General features: G+C 75.7%; 15 protein-coding genes. 3 read left to right on the top strand and 12 right to left on the bottom strand.

Annotated features, from left to right (window positions below; translation table 11 throughout):
• Window positions 1–22: 22 nt before the first annotated feature.
• From JD79_RS14555 to JD79_RS14545, 3 genes are all read right to left on the bottom strand, one after another.
• On the bottom strand, window positions 23–796 hold the full coding sequence (locus JD79_RS14555) for an enoyl-CoA hydratase/isomerase family protein (RefSeq protein ID WP_110006096.1): 774 nt from the start codon (window positions 794–796) through the stop codon (window positions 23–25).
• Window positions 793–1,020 (bottom strand): helix-turn-helix domain-containing protein, encoded by a 228-nt coding sequence (locus JD79_RS14550; RefSeq protein ID WP_093578674.1) that lies wholly within the window; start codon window positions 1,018–1,020, stop codon window positions 793–795. The genes JD79_RS14555 and JD79_RS14550 overlap by 4 nt, the downstream gene beginning before the upstream one ends.
• Window positions 1,021–1,248: 228 nt before the next feature.
• Complete coding sequence (locus JD79_RS14545) at window positions 1,249–2,850, bottom strand: ABC-F family ATP-binding cassette domain-containing protein (protein WP_110006095.1); 1,602 nt, start codon at window positions 2,848–2,850, stop codon at window positions 1,249–1,251.
• 404 nt (window positions 2,851–3,254) lie between these two features.
• Here JD79_RS14545 and JD79_RS14540 point away from each other — a divergent pair, with 404 nt between their 5' ends.
• The 3 genes from JD79_RS14540 to JD79_RS14530 all read left to right on the top strand — a co-directional run bounded on the left by JD79_RS14540 (window position 3,255) and on the right by JD79_RS14530 (window position 6,970).
• A complete protein-coding gene (locus tag JD79_RS14540; RefSeq protein ID WP_110006094.1) occupies window positions 3,255–5,099 on the top strand; it encodes an SCO7613 C-terminal domain-containing membrane protein in 1,845 nt (614 codons plus the stop codon).
• A gap of 138 nt (window positions 5,100–5,237) precedes the next feature.
• On the top strand, window positions 5,238–5,999 hold the full coding sequence (locus JD79_RS14535) for a hypothetical protein (RefSeq protein ID WP_170149212.1): 762 nt from the start codon (window positions 5,238–5,240) through the stop codon (window positions 5,997–5,999).
• Window positions 6,000–6,055: 56 nt separating this feature from the next.
• Window positions 6,056–6,970, top strand: a complete 915-nt coding sequence (locus JD79_RS14530) for an SCO7613 C-terminal domain-containing membrane protein (RefSeq protein WP_110006092.1) — start codon at window positions 6,056–6,058, stop codon at window positions 6,968–6,970.
• 18 nt (window positions 6,971–6,988) lie between these two features.
• Here JD79_RS14530 and JD79_RS14525 read toward each other — a convergent pair whose 3' ends face one another.
• The 9 genes from JD79_RS14525 to JD79_RS14485 are packed head-to-tail and all read right to left on the bottom strand — an operon-like array spanning window position 6,989 to window position 14,575.
• Window positions 6,989–7,615 (bottom strand): GNAT family N-acetyltransferase, encoded by a 627-nt coding sequence (locus tag JD79_RS14525; RefSeq protein WP_110006091.1) that lies wholly within the window; start codon window positions 7,613–7,615, stop codon window positions 6,989–6,991.
• Window positions 7,612–7,995 carry a metal-sulfur cluster assembly factor gene (locus JD79_RS14520; protein WP_110006090.1) on the bottom strand — a complete coding sequence of 128 codons (384 nt, stop codon included), beginning with the start codon at window positions 7,993–7,995 and terminating at the stop codon, window positions 7,612–7,614. The genes JD79_RS14525 and JD79_RS14520 overlap by 4 nt, the downstream gene beginning before the upstream one ends.
• Window positions 7,992–8,459, bottom strand: a complete 468-nt coding sequence (gene sufU, locus JD79_RS14515) for a Fe-S cluster assembly sulfur transfer protein SufU (RefSeq protein ID WP_110006089.1) — start codon at window positions 8,457–8,459, stop codon at window positions 7,992–7,994. Before sufU ends, JD79_RS14520 begins: the two co-directional genes overlap by 4 nt.
• Entirely contained in the window at window positions 8,459–9,784 is a 1,326-nt protein-coding gene (locus JD79_RS14510; RefSeq protein ID WP_110006088.1) for a cysteine desulfurase, read from the bottom strand. The genes sufU and JD79_RS14510 overlap by 1 nt, the downstream gene beginning before the upstream one ends.
• Window positions 9,781–10,554, bottom strand: coding sequence for a Fe-S cluster assembly ATPase SufC (gene sufC / locus JD79_RS14505; protein ID WP_110006087.1), 774 nt, complete (start codon window positions 10,552–10,554; stop codon window positions 9,781–9,783). Before sufC ends, JD79_RS14510 begins: the two co-directional genes overlap by 4 nt.
• A gap of 15 nt (window positions 10,555–10,569) precedes the next feature.
• Complete coding sequence (locus JD79_RS14500; RefSeq protein WP_110006086.1) at window positions 10,570–10,923, bottom strand: non-heme iron oxygenase ferredoxin subunit; 354 nt, start codon at window positions 10,921–10,923, stop codon at window positions 10,570–10,572.
• Window positions 10,924–10,926: 3 nt separating this feature from the next.
• Complete coding sequence (sufD, locus tag JD79_RS14495) at window positions 10,927–12,261, bottom strand: Fe-S cluster assembly protein SufD (protein ID WP_110006085.1); 1,335 nt, start codon at window positions 12,259–12,261, stop codon at window positions 10,927–10,929.
• Window positions 12,261–13,703: a Fe-S cluster assembly protein SufB gene (gene sufB / locus JD79_RS14490; RefSeq protein WP_110006084.1), complete on the bottom strand. Its 1,443-nt coding sequence runs from the start codon at window positions 13,701–13,703 to the stop codon at window positions 12,261–12,263. Before sufB ends, sufD begins: the two co-directional genes overlap by 1 nt.
• Window positions 13,700–14,575, bottom strand: a complete 876-nt coding sequence (locus JD79_RS14485; RefSeq protein WP_110006083.1) for a helix-turn-helix transcriptional regulator — start codon at window positions 14,573–14,575, stop codon at window positions 13,700–13,702. Before JD79_RS14485 ends, sufB begins: the two co-directional genes overlap by 4 nt.
• Window positions 14,576–14,591: the final 16 nt, after the last annotated feature.

Genomic DNA, 14,591 nt, shown 5'->3' with positions numbered 1-14,591 from the left:
GTCCCCCGCTGTTCCGGTCGGCTCAGCGCCCCGCCAGCTCGGCCAGGCGCCGGGCCTGGGCGGCCCGCTCGGCGGCGTCCTGCGCCTCCGGGGAGCTGCGGACGGCGGAGCGGACCAGCGCCGCGGTCTCGCGGACCGCGCCCACCGGCGGAGCGGTGAGCGCGGCGACCAGCGTGGCCACCGCGCCGTCGAGCTCCCCGGCCGGGACGACGGCGTTGGCCACGCCCCACGTCAGGGCCTCCGCCGCGGTCACCGGCCGGCCGGTGACGCAGACCTCCATCGCCCGCCCGTAGCCGACCAGCTCCGCCAGGGTGCTCGTGCCGGTGAGGTCGGGGACGAGCCCGAGCGTGGCCTCGGGCAGCCGCAGGGACGCGTCCTCGGTCATCACCCGCAGGTCGCAGGCCAGCGCCAGCTGCGCACCGGCCCCGATCGCGTGGCCCTGCACCGCGGCCACCGACACGATGCCCGGCGAGCGCAGCCAGCGGAACCCGGCCTGGTACTCGCGGATGCGCTCCTGGGCCAGCTCCGCCGGCATCGACCCGAGCTGGCCGAGGCCGCCCGCCGTCGAGGGGTCGGCGCTGAACAGGGTGCGGTCCAGGCCCGCGGAGAAGGAGCGGCCGCTGCCGCGCACCACGACCACGCGGACGTCGTCGTCGAGCGAGTCGCCGACGGCCTTGAGCGCCGCCCAGGTCGCCGGCGTCTGGGCGTTGAGCTGGTCGGGACGGTCGAGCGTGACGGTCAGGACGGCGCCGTCGCGGCCGGTGCGGACCCAGCCGTCGGTGTCGACCGCCGTCACGCGCTCTTCTTGCTGTTCCGGTTGGCCCCGCCACGACTGCGGAGGGTGGCACCGGACTCCGACAGGAGCCGGTGCACGAACCCGTAGGAGCGGTTGGTCGAGGTGGCCAGCGACCGGATGCTCTCCCCGCCGTCGTAGCGCTTCTTCAGCTCATCGGCGAGGGACGTGCGGTCCCCTCCGGTGATCCGCTTGCCCTTGCCGAGGTCCGTGCTCGAGTCGGCCATGACTCCCCTCCGTCGCAGCCCTGGGCGCCGGCGCGGGTCGCCGGCCCACCGGGTGCTGGCTCGCGTGGTGCCGCCGTCCCCATGACGACGGCCTCCCGCGTCGATGATCACCCAGCCCGGGCGACGCGGCCACGCGAGCGGGAAGATCGCAGGTGGGTCGCGCGGAGCGGCACGGCGCAGCCGGGGACGGTGCCCGCCTGCGGTGCCGGCCGGCGGGCCGACGAGGGGCTACGCCAGCTCGACGAGGTCGGCGAGGTCCTCGCTCCAGGCGTCCTCGGTGCCGTCGGGCAGCAGGATCACCTTGTCCGGGTCGAGCGCGCGGACGGCGCCCTCGTCGTGGGTGACCAGCACGATCGCGCCCGCGTAGGTGCGCAGCGCGTCGAGGACCTGCTCGCGGCTGGCCGGGTCGAGGTTGTTGGTCGGCTCGTCGAGCAGCAGCACGTTGGCGCCGGAGACGACCAGCGTGGCCATCGCCAGCCGCGTCTTCTCACCGCCGGACAGCGTGCCGGCGCGCTGGTCGGCGGCGTCGCCGGAGAACAGGAAGGCGCCGAGGATCCGCCGCAGCTCGGTGTCGGTGCTCTGCGGCGCGGCGGCCCGCATGTTCTCCAGCAGCGAGCGGTCGTGGTCGAGCGTCTCGTGCTCCTGCGCGTAGTAGCCGATCCGCAGCCCGTGGCCCGGCTGCACCTCGCCGGTGTCGGGGACCTCGGTGCCGGCCAGCATCCGCAGCAGCGTCGTCTTCCCGGCCCCGTTGAGCCCCAGGACGACGACCCGCGCACCCCGGTCGACGGCGAGGTCGACGTCGGTGAACACCTCGAGCGAGCCGTAGCTCTTGGACAGGCCCTCGGCGGTGAGCGGCGTGCGCCCGCACGGCGCCGGCGTCGGGAACCGCAGCTTGGCGACCCGGTCCTGCACGCGCACGTCCTCCAGACCGGCGGCCAGCCGCGCGGCGCGCTTGTCCATGCTCTGCGCGGCCTTCGCCTTGGTGGCCTTGGCGCGCATCTTGTCGGCCTGGGAGGTCAGCGCGTCGATCTTGCGCTCGGTGTTGGCCCGCTCCTGCCGGCGGCGACGCTCGTCGGTCTCCCGCTGCTGGAGGTAGGGCTTCCAGCCGAGGTTGTAGACGTCGACGACGGCGCGGTTGGCGTCGAGGTGCCAGACCTTGTTCACGACCGCGTCGAGCAGCTCGACGTCGTGGCTGATGACGACCAGGCCGCCCTTGTGGGAGGCGAGGAAGCCCTTGAGCCAGGAGATCGAGTCGGCGTCGAGGTGGTTGGTGGGCTCGTCGAGCAGCAGCGTCTCGGCGTCGGAGAACAGGATGCGGGCGAGCTCGACCCGGCGCCGCTGGCCGCCCGACAGCGTCCGCAGCGGCTGGCCCATGACCCGGTCGGGCAGGCCGAGGGCCGTGCAGATGCGGGCGGCGTCGCTCTCCGCGGCGTACCCGCCGAGTGCGGCGAACTGGTCCTCCAGCCGCCCGTACCGGCGCACGGCGCGGTCGCGCTCGGCGTCGTCGGCCGGCTCGGCCATGGCGACCTGCGCCTTGACCAGCTGGGCCCTGAGGACGTCGAGGCCGCGGCCGGAGAGCACGCGGTCGCTGGCGGAGACGTCCAGGTCGCCGCTGCGCGGATCCTGCGGGAGGTAGCCGATCTCGCCGGTCACCTCCACCCTGCCGGCGTGCGGCAGGCGCTCACCGGCGAGCGTGGTGAGCGTGGTGGTCTTGCCGGCGCCGTTGCGCCCGACCAGACCGATGCGGTCGCCCGGCTGCACGCGCAGGCTGACGTCGCCGAGGAGGATGCGGGCGCCGGCGCGCAGTTCGAGGCCGGTCGTCGTGATCACTGATCCCAGGGTAGGCGCTCCCCGGCCGGAACCGGAGCGGATTGCCGGGTGACGTCCACAGCAGCCCCTGCGTCCCCAGTCCGGACGAGACCGGTTCCGCTCCCGGCGGCCGCACGTCACGATCCCGCCCATGAGCACGCCGACCTGGGGGCTGCCCTGCCCCGTCTGCGGGACGCCGGCCGTACCGGCGCCCGCCTCCTGCGCCACCTGCGGGCTGCCCGCGGTGGCGCAGGCGGCCACGGTGGTGGCCCGGATGGGGGCGACGATCGACGAGTTCGCCCGGGAGCGCGACGCCCTGGTGGCCACGCTGCGCGCCGCGGCCCGGGGTCCCGCGCCGGTCCCCGTCCCGCGCCGGTCCCCGTCCCCCCTCCGGCTCCCGCGTGGGCTCCGCCGCCGGAGCCCGCGTGGTCCCCGCCCTCCCGCCTCCTCCGGCCGGGCCCGCGCTCCCGCCGGCACCGCGCCGGCGGCTCAGCCCCCAGCAGGTGCTCCTGGGCCTGGGCGCGCTGCTCGTCGTCGCCGCGGCCGCCGCCTTCGTGGCGGTCGCGTGGACCCGGCTGGGCGTGACCTTCCAGGCCGCGGTCATGGCCTCCGTCACCGCCGCTGCCTGCGCCACCTCCGCCTGGAGCGCCCGCCGGGGCCTGCGCGCCACCGAGGAGGCCCTCGCCGCCGCCGGGGCCGCGCTCCTGGTGATCGACCTCGCCGCCGCGCACGCGCTCGGCCTGTGGGGCGCCGACACCGTCCCCGGCCGGCTGTGGGCAGGACTGTCGTGCGCGGTCACCGCCGGTGCGGCGCTGGGGCTGGGGCGGCTCACCCGCAGCACCGTCACCTGGCCGCTGGTCGCGCTGCTCGCCGCGCAACCCGCCGGCTGGCTGCTGCTGCCGGCCGGCCTCGCCGACGGCGCCGCCGGGGTCGCGGTGCTGCTGGGCACCGCGCTGCTCGACGTCCTCGTGCTGCTCGTGCTGCGCCGGCTCCTGCACCCGGTGGCCCTGGTGCTGGGCGGGCTGACCGGGGCGGCCGGCGTGCTGCTGGGCGTGCCGCTGGCCTGGGTCGGCGGAGCGGTCGACAGCTGGGGCGCGACGGCCGTCCTGGCCGCGGCGGCGGCCGGAGCGGCGGTGCTGCTGCGCGAGCCGCGGCTGGCGCCCCGCCTGCCGGAGGGCCGCACCGCCGCGGCCGTCGTGGCGGGCGTCGCCGGCCTGGCCCTGGCCGGGTCCCTGACCGGGCTCGGCGTCACCGGCACGGTCGCGGCGGCCGGGCTGGGGCTGGTGCTGCTGACCGCGGCGGCGGCGCCCCGGGTGGCCGGGCCCGCCCTGTGCGCGGTGCTGGCCGTGGGCGCCGCCCTCGCCGGCGCGGGCGGCACGGTCCTCGACCTCACCGGACGGGAGGGGCCGCTGGCGCTGCTGGTCGGAGCCGCGGCCGTGCCTGCCGTCCTCGCCGCGGCGCTGCGCCCGGCCGTGCGTCCCGCCGCCACCGCGGCGGCGGTGTGCGCGCCCGGGCTGGCGGTGCTGGTGGCGCTGGAGGGCCGGCTGCTCGACCCGGCGCCGGCCGCGCTGCTGCTCGCGCTCACCGGCGCGGCCGCCTTCGCGGTGGCCGCGCTGCGCGCCGGGACGCCGGAGGAGGTCGCCGCGGCGGTCCCCGGCACGCTCGCCGGGCTCGTCGCCGGCGGGGTCGCCGCGGACGCCGCTGCGTGGGGCCAGGTGGCCGTCGACCTCGCGGTCGTCGGCGCGGCCGCCGGCTGTTACGCCCTGACCGCGCGACGGCGGCCGGTGGCGGTCCTCGCGGTGGCCGACCTCGTGCTGGCCGGGTGGGTCGCCGCGGCGGGTGCCGACATCCGCACGCCGGAGGTCTACACGCTCCCGGCGGCCGCGGGACTGCTGCTGCTGGCCGTCCCGGCACTGCGCGCGGGCGCCGCGTCCTGGGCGGCGGAGGGCCCCGGGCTGGCGGTGGCCCTCCTGCCGTCGGCCCTCGTGGTGGTCGTCGAGCCGACGGCCGCACGGCTGGTGGTCGTGGTCGCGGCGGCCGCGGCGCTCACCGTGGCCGGCACGCTGACCCACCGGCAGGCGCCCTTCGTCGTCGGGGCCGCTGCGCTGCTGGTGGTCGTGCTGGGCCGGCTGGCGCCCTACGCCCCGCTGGTCCCGCGCTGGGTCACGCTGGCCACCGCCGGCCTGCTGCTGCTCGTCGTCGGCGCCACCTACGAGCGCCGCCGCCAGCAGGCGCGGGAGGCCGTCGCCTGGGTCGCGCAGATGCGCTGACCGCCCCTAGCGTGGGCCCGACGGGCGGGTGAGGGGGACGGCGATGACGAGCGCGCCGGTGCCCCCGCTCCCCTACGCCGGCCCGCCGGCCCCGCGCCCGACCCGGCTCCGCTGCCCGCGCGGATCCGGCCGCCGCAGGTGCTGCTGACCGTCGGCGTCGTGCTGCTGGTCACCGCCGCCCTGGCCGGGCCCCGGCTGGCCGGCGACGTCGCCCGGATCGGCGTCCTCCTGGCCGCCCTCGTCGCCGGGTGCGCGTCGGCGTGGGCGGCGCGCGCACGGCTGCGCGACACCGAGGAGGCCTGCGCGGCCGCGGCCGCCGCCCTCGCGCTGACCGGCGTGGCCGTCGGGGACGCCCCGCTCGGGGCCGGTCCGCTGCCGGCGCTGGTGGTGGCCGGGGTCCTGCTCAGCCTCCGGGTCCTCCTCCCCTGCCCGCTGAGCTGGCCGCTGGCGGCGTGGATCGCGCTGCAGGTCGCGGCCCTGCGGTCGCTGGCCCTGGTGCCCGACGGGGTTCCGCGCACCGTCCTGCTGCTCACCGTCGCGCTGACCGGGCTCGCGGTCCCCCTCGGCGCGCGCCGCCCGCTGGCCCGCGTCGCGCTGCTCACCACCGTGCCGTGGCTCGTCGCCGGCGTCGCCGCGGGGCTGCTGACCGCCGCCACCGCCGCGGGCCCGGCCCGCTGGCTGTCGGCCGGGTTGACCGTCGCCGCCGCGGCGGGACTGCTGCTGGTGCGGCTGGACCGCGCGGTCGGCTCGCTGCTCGGGCCGCCGCGGCTGGTGCCCGTGGTCGCCGGGACGGTGGCGGGGGCGCGGTCGGTGCGGCGCTGTCCACCGGCGGTCCCGTCTCGCTGCCCCTCGCCGGCTGGCTCGGCGTCCTGCTGGCGAGCACGGCCTCGGCCACGCTGACCGGCTGGCGACGGGGCCTCCTGCTGCCGGCCGCCTCCGCCGCCGGGATCGTCCTCGTGGTCCTGGCGGTCGCCCAGCTGGTCGCCGCCGCCCGCTGGCCGGCGCTGGTGGCGCTGCTGGTCCTCACGGCCCTGCCCGCGGCCGGTGTGGCCGCGGTCCGGCGCGACGAGCGGCCCGACGCCGTGCCGTCGGCGGCCGGGTGCCTCGCCGCGGCGGCGCTGCTGGCGGTCCCCGCGGGACTGCTCTCCCCCGGCGCGGCCGCCGCGGCGCTGACCGGGCTGTTCGCCGCCACCCTGGCCGCCCGGCCCGGGATGGCGGCCGACCTGCGCGGTCCCACCGGCACGGTCGGTGCCGTCTGCGCCGGCGCGGCCCTGGTCGTGCTCGCGGTCGACGCCGCGTGGGCCCCGCTGGCGCTGCACCTCGCCGTCCAGGGCGTGCTGTCCTGCGGCTGGGGCGCGCTGCTGGCCCGGCGGCGGGACGACTCCCCCGAGGCGGCCGCCGCCTGGCGCACCGGCGCGGCGGAGCTCGGCGCGGCGGGCTGGACGGCGGCCGCGCTGGCCGGGTCGACGGTGGTCGAGGCGTGGAGCCTGCCGGCGGCGGCCGCGCTGCTCGTCGCGGCCGGCCCGCGGCTGCTGGACGGGCCGTCCTGGCCGGCGTGGGGCCCGGGGCTGGTCACCGCCGCGGCGCCGTCGACGGTCGCCGCGGTGCTGCAGCCCGGCGCGCTGCGCCCGGCGCTCGTGCTGCTCGCCGCGGCCGCGGCGATGGCGCTGGGCGCCCGCGCGGCGGTCCGGGCGGCGCTGCTCACCGGGGCGGTGACGGCGGTCACGCTCACGGCCGGGCTCGTGGTGGCGGCGCTGCCGCTGCCGCTGGCCGCCGTGCTCGTCGTCGGGACCGGGCTGCTGGGGCTGGGCGCTCGCCGGGAGCTGCGGCCGGTCGCCGGGTTCGGGGAGCGCCTGGCCGAGATGCGCTGAGTCCCGGCCGGAGGGGCCTCAGGCGCCGAACAGCGACTCGGCGCCCACGGGCCGGTAGCCCGCCGCCAGGAAGGCACGCAGCGAGGCGGTGTTGGCCGGCGCCACCTGCGCCCACAGCGGCGCGCCGCCGGGCACCAGCCACCGGGCGGCCGCGACCAGGGCGGTGCCCAGTCCCCGCCCGCGGGCGGCGGCGTCGACCTCGACGCTGACCTCCCACCGGCCCGCGACGCCGCGGCCGAGCGTGAGCAGCCCGCAGCCGTCCGGCGTCGTCCAGATCCGGACGTCGGTGCGGTGCAGCAGCGCCCGGGCGACCCGGGGGTGGTCCAGCTCGGCGGGCACGAGGTCGAGGCCGGGACCGGCGGCCGGCGGGGCGACGAGGACGGCGTCCACCACCCCCGGCTCCACGCCGATCCGGTCGGCGAGCGCGGCGAGGAAGCGCGCGCCCAGCGGCAGCGCCAGCGGGTCGGGGGCCACCTGGCCGGCCACCCACGACGGGTCGACGTCGGCGGCCACCACGTGCCAGGCGCTGCCCCCGACGACGACTGCCCGCGCCCCGGAGGGCGCGGGCAGCACGATCACGCTGCGGTCCGCCGGCGGGTCGTCCCCGGCGGCCAGTCGATCGAGGAGGTCGGGGAGCAGCGTCACACCCGGAAGCCGAGCGCGCGCAGCTGCTCGCGCCCGTCGTCGGTGATCTTGTCCGGGCCCCACGGCGGCATCCACACCCAGTTGATCCGGATGTCGTCGACCAGGCCGGGGCCGGGGCCGCCGGTCAGGGCCTGGCGCGCCTGGTCCTCGATGACGTCGGTCAGCGGGCAGGCCGCCGAGGTCAGCGTCATGTCCAGGACGGCGACGTTGTCGTCGTCGACGTCGATGCCGTAGACCAGGCCGAGGTCGACGACGTTGACGCCGAGCTCGGGGTCGACGACGTCGCGCATGGCCTCCTCGACGTCCTCGAGCAGCGCCGACTTGTAGGCCGGCAGCTCCGGGGTCTCGTCCGCCGTCGTGGGTTCGGTGGTCTCGCTCATGCCTGTCCTCCGGTGGGGGTGGCTGCCAGCGCGCGGGCGGAGGCGTCCTTGAGGGCCATCCAGCTCATCAGCGCGCACTTGATGCGGGCGGGGTACTTCGACACCCCGGCGAACGCGACGGCGTCCTCGAGCTCGTCCTCGAGCTTCTCGGCCACCGCGGCGTCGCCCTTGCTCTGCATCAGCGTCACGAAGTGCTCGCCGGTGCCGAGCGCCTCGGTGACCGACCTGCCGACCACCAGGTCGTACATGGCCGACACCGACGCCTGGCTGATCGAGCAGCCCATGCCCTCGTAGGAGACGTCGGCGATCGTGTCGCCGTCCAGGTGCACCCGCAGCGTCACCTCGTCCCCGCAGGTCGGGTTGACGTGGTGCACCTCGGCCTCGTACGGGTCCCGCAGGCCGCGGCCGTGGGGGTTGCGGTAGTGGTCCAGGATGATGTCCTGGTACATCGACTCGAGCTGCATCAGGCGGTTGCCTCCTCCGGCGTCACACCGAAGAAACGCTGCGCGGCCCGCACACCTTCCACCAGCGCGTCGACGTCGTCGTAGCCGGTGTGCACGTAGAACGTGGCCCGGGTGGTGGCCGGGACGCCGTAGCGCCGGACCACCGGCCAGGCGCAGTGGTGCCCCACGCGCACGGCGATGCCGAGGTCGTCGAGGACCTGGCCGACGTCGTGCGGGTGGATGCCCTCGACGGTGAACGACACCGCTCCCCCGCGCGCGACGGTGTCGGGCGGGCCGATGACGGTGACGCCGGGGACGGCCTGCAGCTGCTCGAGGGCGTAGCCGGTGAGGGCCTCCTCGTGCGCCTGCACCCGGTCCATGCCGAGGTCCTGCAGGTACGCGACGGCGGCGCCGAGCCCGACCACCTGCGCGGTCATCGGCACCCCGGCCTCGAAGCGCTGCGGCGGCGGCATGAAGGTGCTGCCCTCCATCCGCACGACCTCGATCATCGAGCCGCCGGTGAGGAACGGCGGCAGCGCGTCGAGCACCTCGTACCGGCCCCACAGGACGCCGACGCCGGTGGGCCCGAGCATCTTGTGCCCGGAGAACACCAGGAAGTCCGCGCCGAGCGTGGCGACGTCGACCGGCTGGTGCGGCACCGACTGGGCGCCGTCGACCAGGACCAGGGCGCCGACCTCGCGGGCCCGGGCGACGATCGGCTCCAGCGGGTTGATGGTGCCCAGGATGTTCGACTGCTGGGTGACCGCGACCAGCTTCGTGCGCTCGTTGACCACGGTGGCGAGGTCGGAGAGGTCCAGCCGCCCGTCGTCGGTGAGGCCCAGCCAGCGCAGCGTCGCGCCGGTGCGCTCGCACAGCTGCTGCCAGGGCACCAGGTTGGCGTGGTGCTCCATCTCGGTCACGACGATCTCGTCGCCCTGGCCGACGGCGTACCGGCGGAAGGACGGCTCCTTGGCCGTGGCGGCGTTGGACAGCGCGTAGGCGACGGTGTTGATCGCGTCGGTGGTGTTGCGGGTGAACACCACCTCCTCGACGGCGCCGCCGATGAACGCAGCGATCCGCGCCCGGGCCGCCTCGTAGAGACCGGTGGCCTCCTCGGCGAGCTGGTGGGCGCCGCGGTGCGGGGCGGCGTTGTGGTTCTCGTAGAAGTCGCGCTCGGCGTCGAGGACGCTGCGGGGCTTCTGCGAGGTGGCGCCGGAGTCGAGGTACACCAGCCGCTTCCCGTCGCGCACGGTGCGCGTCAGGATCGGGAAGTCCGCCCGGATCGCCTCGACGTCCAGGGGCAGCGGGACACGCGTCCCCGGAGGACGCGAGGCGGTCTGCGTCATGCGGTCGCGGTCTCCTTCGAGTCCTTCACGTACGCGGCGTAGCCCTCGTTCTCGAGCTTGTCGGCCAGCTCCTGGCCACCCTCGTCGACGACGCGGCCGTTGACGAACACGTGCACGAAGTCCGGCTTGATGTAGCGCAGGATCCGCGTGTAGTGGGTGATCAGCAGGACGCCGACGTCACCCTCCGCGCGGCTGCGGTTGACGCCCTCGGAGACGACCCGCAGCGCGTCGACGTCGAGGCCGGAGTCGGTCTCGTCGAGGATGGCGACCTTCGGCTGCAGCAGCCGCATCTGCAGGATCTCGTGACGCTTCTTCTCACCGCCGGAGAAGCCCTCGTTGACGTTGCGCTCGGCGAACGCCGGGTCCATCTCCAGGGCGGTCATCTCCGTGCGGACGTCCTTGACCCAGGTGCGCAGCTTCGGCGCCTCGCCCTTGACGGCGGTCGCGGCGGTGCGCAGGAAGTTCGACACCGAGACGCCGGGGACCTCGACCGGGTACTGCATGGCGAGGAACAGGCCGGCGCGGGCGCGCTCGTCGACGCTCATCGCGAGGACGTCCTCGCCGTCGAGGGTCACCGTGCCGCCGGTGATCGTGTACTTCGGGTGCCCGGCGATCGAGTAGGCCAGGGTGGACTTGCCCGACCCGTTGGGGCCCATGATCGCGTGGGTCTCACCCGACCGGACGGTCAGGTCGACGCCCTTGAGGATCTCCTTGGCGTCGTCGCCCTCGCCGACCGTGACGTGCAGGTCGCGGATCTCCAGAACCGACACTTCTCTTCTCGCTCCTCAGTTGCCCGACGCCAGCGGGAGGCGGCCGTCGAGCTCGGTGTCGACCAGCACGTCCTCCCCCTCCAGGCGCACGGGGTAGACGTCGACCGGCTCGGTGGCCGGCAGGTTGGTGGGCTCGCCGGTGCGCAGGTCGAAGCACGACCCGTGCAGCCAGCACTCGATGGTGGGGGCGCCGTCGAGGGTCTCGACGTCGCCCTCCGACAGCGGGACCTCGGCGTGCGAGCAGAGGTCCTGCAGGGCGTACACCTCGCCCTCGTAGCGGACGACGGCGACGTCGAGGTCGGCCAGCTCGACCCGCAGGGCCCCGTTCTCCGGGATCTCCGACAGGCCGCAGACCCGCTCGAAGGCCATGGGTCAGGCCACCTCGACCGGCTGCTCGTCGAGGCCCGGCAGCGCACCGAGACGCGTCTCGATGGTGCGCATCAGCCGGTCCTGCAGCGCGTCGATGCCGATGCGCGAGACGACGTCGGCGAAGAAGCCGCGCACCACCAGGCGGCGGGCGGTCTCGGCGTCGATGCCGCGCGAGCAGAGGTAGAACAGCTGCTCGTCGTCGAACCGGCCGGTGGCGCTGGCGTGGCCGGCGCCGACGATCTCGCCGGTCTCGATCTCCAGGTTGGGGACCGAGTCGGCGCGGGCGCCGTCGGTGAGCACCAGGTTGCGGTTGAGCTCGTAGGTGTCGGTGCCGGTGGCCGCGGGGCGGATGCGGACGTCGCCGATCCACACCGTGCGCGCACCCTCGCCCTGCAGCGCGCCCTTGTAGAGCACGTTGCTGGAGCAGTTGGGCACCGCGTGGTCGACCCACAGGCGGTGCTCCTGGTGCTGCGTCTCGTCGGAGAAGTAGACGCCGAACAGCTCCGCCGACCCGCCGGGACCGGCGTACTGGACGTTGCTGACCAGCCGGACGAGGTCGCCGCCGAGGGTGACCACGACCTGCTTGTAGCTGGCGTCGCGGCCGACGACGGCGTCGAACTGCCCGCCGTGCACCGCGCCCGGCGCCCAGTCCTGGACGGACACGACGGTCACCTGCGCGCCGTCACCCACGACGACGGCGACGCCGCCGGCGTAGCGGGCCAGGCCGCTGTGGTCGAGGACGACGGTCGCCTCGGCGAACCGCCCGACCTCCACGACCAGCTGGCCCCACACGACGTCCTCGGACCCGGTGCCGGCCAGGCCGAGGGTGACCGGGCGGTCGAGCCGCGCCTCGGGCGCGATCCGGACGACGGCGGCGCCGCCGCTGCGCTGCCGCGCGAGGGCGGCGAGCCGGTCGACCGGCTCGGGCAGCCCCTTGAGCAGCGGGTCGTCGGCGTCGACGGAGACGAGCTCGGCGCCCTCGGGCAGGTCGGTCGTCCACGTCAGGTGCGCGTCGGACCCCGTCCCCGAGGGCGCCGCGCCGTCGAGCAGCGGGCGGATCCGGCGCATCGGGGTGAAGCGCCAGGTCTCCTCGCGGCCGGTGGGCACGCCGAAGGCGTCCGGGTCGGTCGAGGTGAACCGCTCGGCCGGCGAGCCGGTCGGGGCGGTCCCGCCGTGCGAGTGCGAGCCCGGGGCGGCCTGCCCGGCCGTGCCGGTGCCCGCCGCGGGGACGGCGGGCGGGCCGGCCTGGGTGCCGACGCCCTCGCCGAACAGCTCGCCGGCGAGGACGGCCGACTCGGTGGTGAGGCCGGTGGTGCTGGGGGTGTTCTCTGCCGACATCAGCCGACGGCACCTTCCATCTGCAGCTCGATGAGCCGGTTGAGCTCGAGGGCGTACTCCATGGGCAGCTCGCGGGCGATCGGCTCGACGAACCCGCGGACCACCATCGCCATGGCCTCGTCCTCGGACAGGCCGCGGCTCATGAGGTAGAAGAGCTGGTCCTCGCTGACCCGGGAGACGGTCGCCTCGTGGCCCATGGCGACGTCGTCCTCGCGGACGTCGACGTAGGGGTAGGTGTCCGACCGGCTGATCGCGTCGACCAGCAGCGCGTCGCACTTGACCGTCGACTTCGAGCCGTGCGCGCCCTCGTCGATCTGCACGAGGCCGCGGTAGGAGGTCCGGCCGCCGCCGCGCGCCACCGACTTCGACACGATCGTCGAGGAGGTGTTCGGCGCCGCGTGCACCATCTTGGCGCCGGCGTCCTGGTGCTGGCCCTCGCCCGCGAAGGCGATGGACAGGACCTCGCCCTTGGCGTGCTCGCCGGTCATCCAGACCGCCGGGTACTTCATGGTGACCTTGGAGCCGAGGTTGCCGTCGATCCACTCCATGGTCGCGCCCTCGTGGGCGATCGCCCGCTTGGTGACCAGGTTGTAGACGTTGTTCGACCAGTTCTGGATGGTCGTGTACCGGCAGCGCGCGTTCTTCTTGACGATGATCTCGACGACCGCGGAGTGCAGCGAGTCCGACTTGTAGATCGGCGCGGTGCAGCCCTCGACGTAGTGCACGTAGGCGCCCTCGTCGACGATGATCAGCGTCCGCTCGAACTGGCCCATGTTCTCGGTGTTGATCCGGAAGTAGGCCTGCAGCGGGATCTCGACCTGCACGCCCTTCGGCACGTAGATGAACGAGCCACCCGACCACACCGCGGTGTTCAGCGCGGCGAACTTGTTGTCGCCGGACGGGATGACCGAGCCGAAGTACTCGCGGAACAGGTCCGGGTGCTCCTTGAGGGCGGTGTCGGTGTCGAGGAAGACGACACCCTGCTCCTCGAGGTCCTCGCGGATCTTGTGGTAGACGACCTCGGACTCGTACTGGGCGGCGACGCCGGCGACCAGGCGCTGCTTCTCCGCCTCGGGGATGCCGAGCTTGTCGTAGGTGTTCTTGATGTCCTCGGGCAGCTCCTCCCACGAGGTCGCCTGGGCCTCGGTGGAGCGCACGAAGTACTTGATGTTCTGGAAGTCGATGCCGGAGAGGTCCGAGCCCCAGTCGGGCATGGGCTTGCGGTCGAAGAGCCTGAGCGCCTTGAGGCGGCGCTCGAGCATCCACTCGGGCTCGTCCTTGCGCGCCGAGATGTCGCGGACGACGTCCTCGGACAGGCCGCGGCGGGCGGAGGACCCGGCCACGTCGGCGTCGGCCCAGCCGTACTGGTAGCGGCCGAGCTGCTCGATCTGCTCGTCCTGCGTCAGCGGCTGGCCGGTCACCGGCTGCTGGGTGCTGGTCATGCGGGCGTCCTCTCCCGGTCGTTCGTGGGGGTGGTGCTGGTGGACGGTGCGGTGCGCGGGACCCGCGCTGCTCGCTCACCTGGTACAGGGCGTGCGGGGGGAGTTCTGTTCCCCACACGGATGTGAGGAAGGACCTCGTCCCCCTCACCCCTCGCACGCTCGGGGTGAGCCTCCGGACGAGGCCGCGGGTGCCCAGGAGCGGCGTGCGCCGGCCCCGGGATGTGGGTGGTGCAGACGCCGTCGCCGTGGGCGATCGTCGCCAGCCGCTGCACGTGCGTACCCACCAGCCGGCCGATCACCGCCGTCTCGGCCTCGCACAGCTGCGGGAACTCCGCCGCCACGTGCGCGACGGGGCAGTGGTGCTGGCACAGCTGCCCGCCACTGGCGATCGCGGAGGCCGAGGCAGCGTAACCCTCGGCCGTGAGCGCCTCGGCCAGCGCCCGGGCCCGCTCGACCGGCGCGCCGGTGGTCCGGGCGACGGCGTCGGACGCCCGCTGCTCCAGACCCGCCAGCTGTGCCTGGGCGACGGCGCGGACGGCGTCGGGACCGCCGGAGGCCGCGACGTAGCGCAGCGCGGTGAGCGCCAGGTCGTCGTAGGCGTGGGCGAAGCCGGAGCGGCCGGCGTCGGTGAGGTGGAAGTGCCGGGCGGGCCGGCCCCTCCCCCGCTGGGCGCCCGCGGTGGTGCGCTCCTCGACCCGCCCCTGCGCCTCGAGGGCGTCGAGGTGGCGGCGGACGGCGGCGGGGCTGACGCCCAGCCGCCCGGCCAGCTCGCTGGCGGTCTGCGGGCCGTGCTCGAGCAGCAGCGCGGTCACGCGGTCACGGGTGCGGACGTCCTCGGCCCGCACCGTCCCCGCCTGCCCGCCGCTTTCCACAACACGATTGTGACCT

The organism is Geodermatophilus normandii, from assembly GCF_003182485.1.
GTDB classification, from domain to species: domain Bacteria; phylum Actinomycetota; class Actinomycetes; order Mycobacteriales; family Geodermatophilaceae; genus Geodermatophilus; species Geodermatophilus normandii.
Note: the sequence above shows the minus strand (reverse complement) of the source record. Positions and strands in the feature narration are given on the sequence as shown.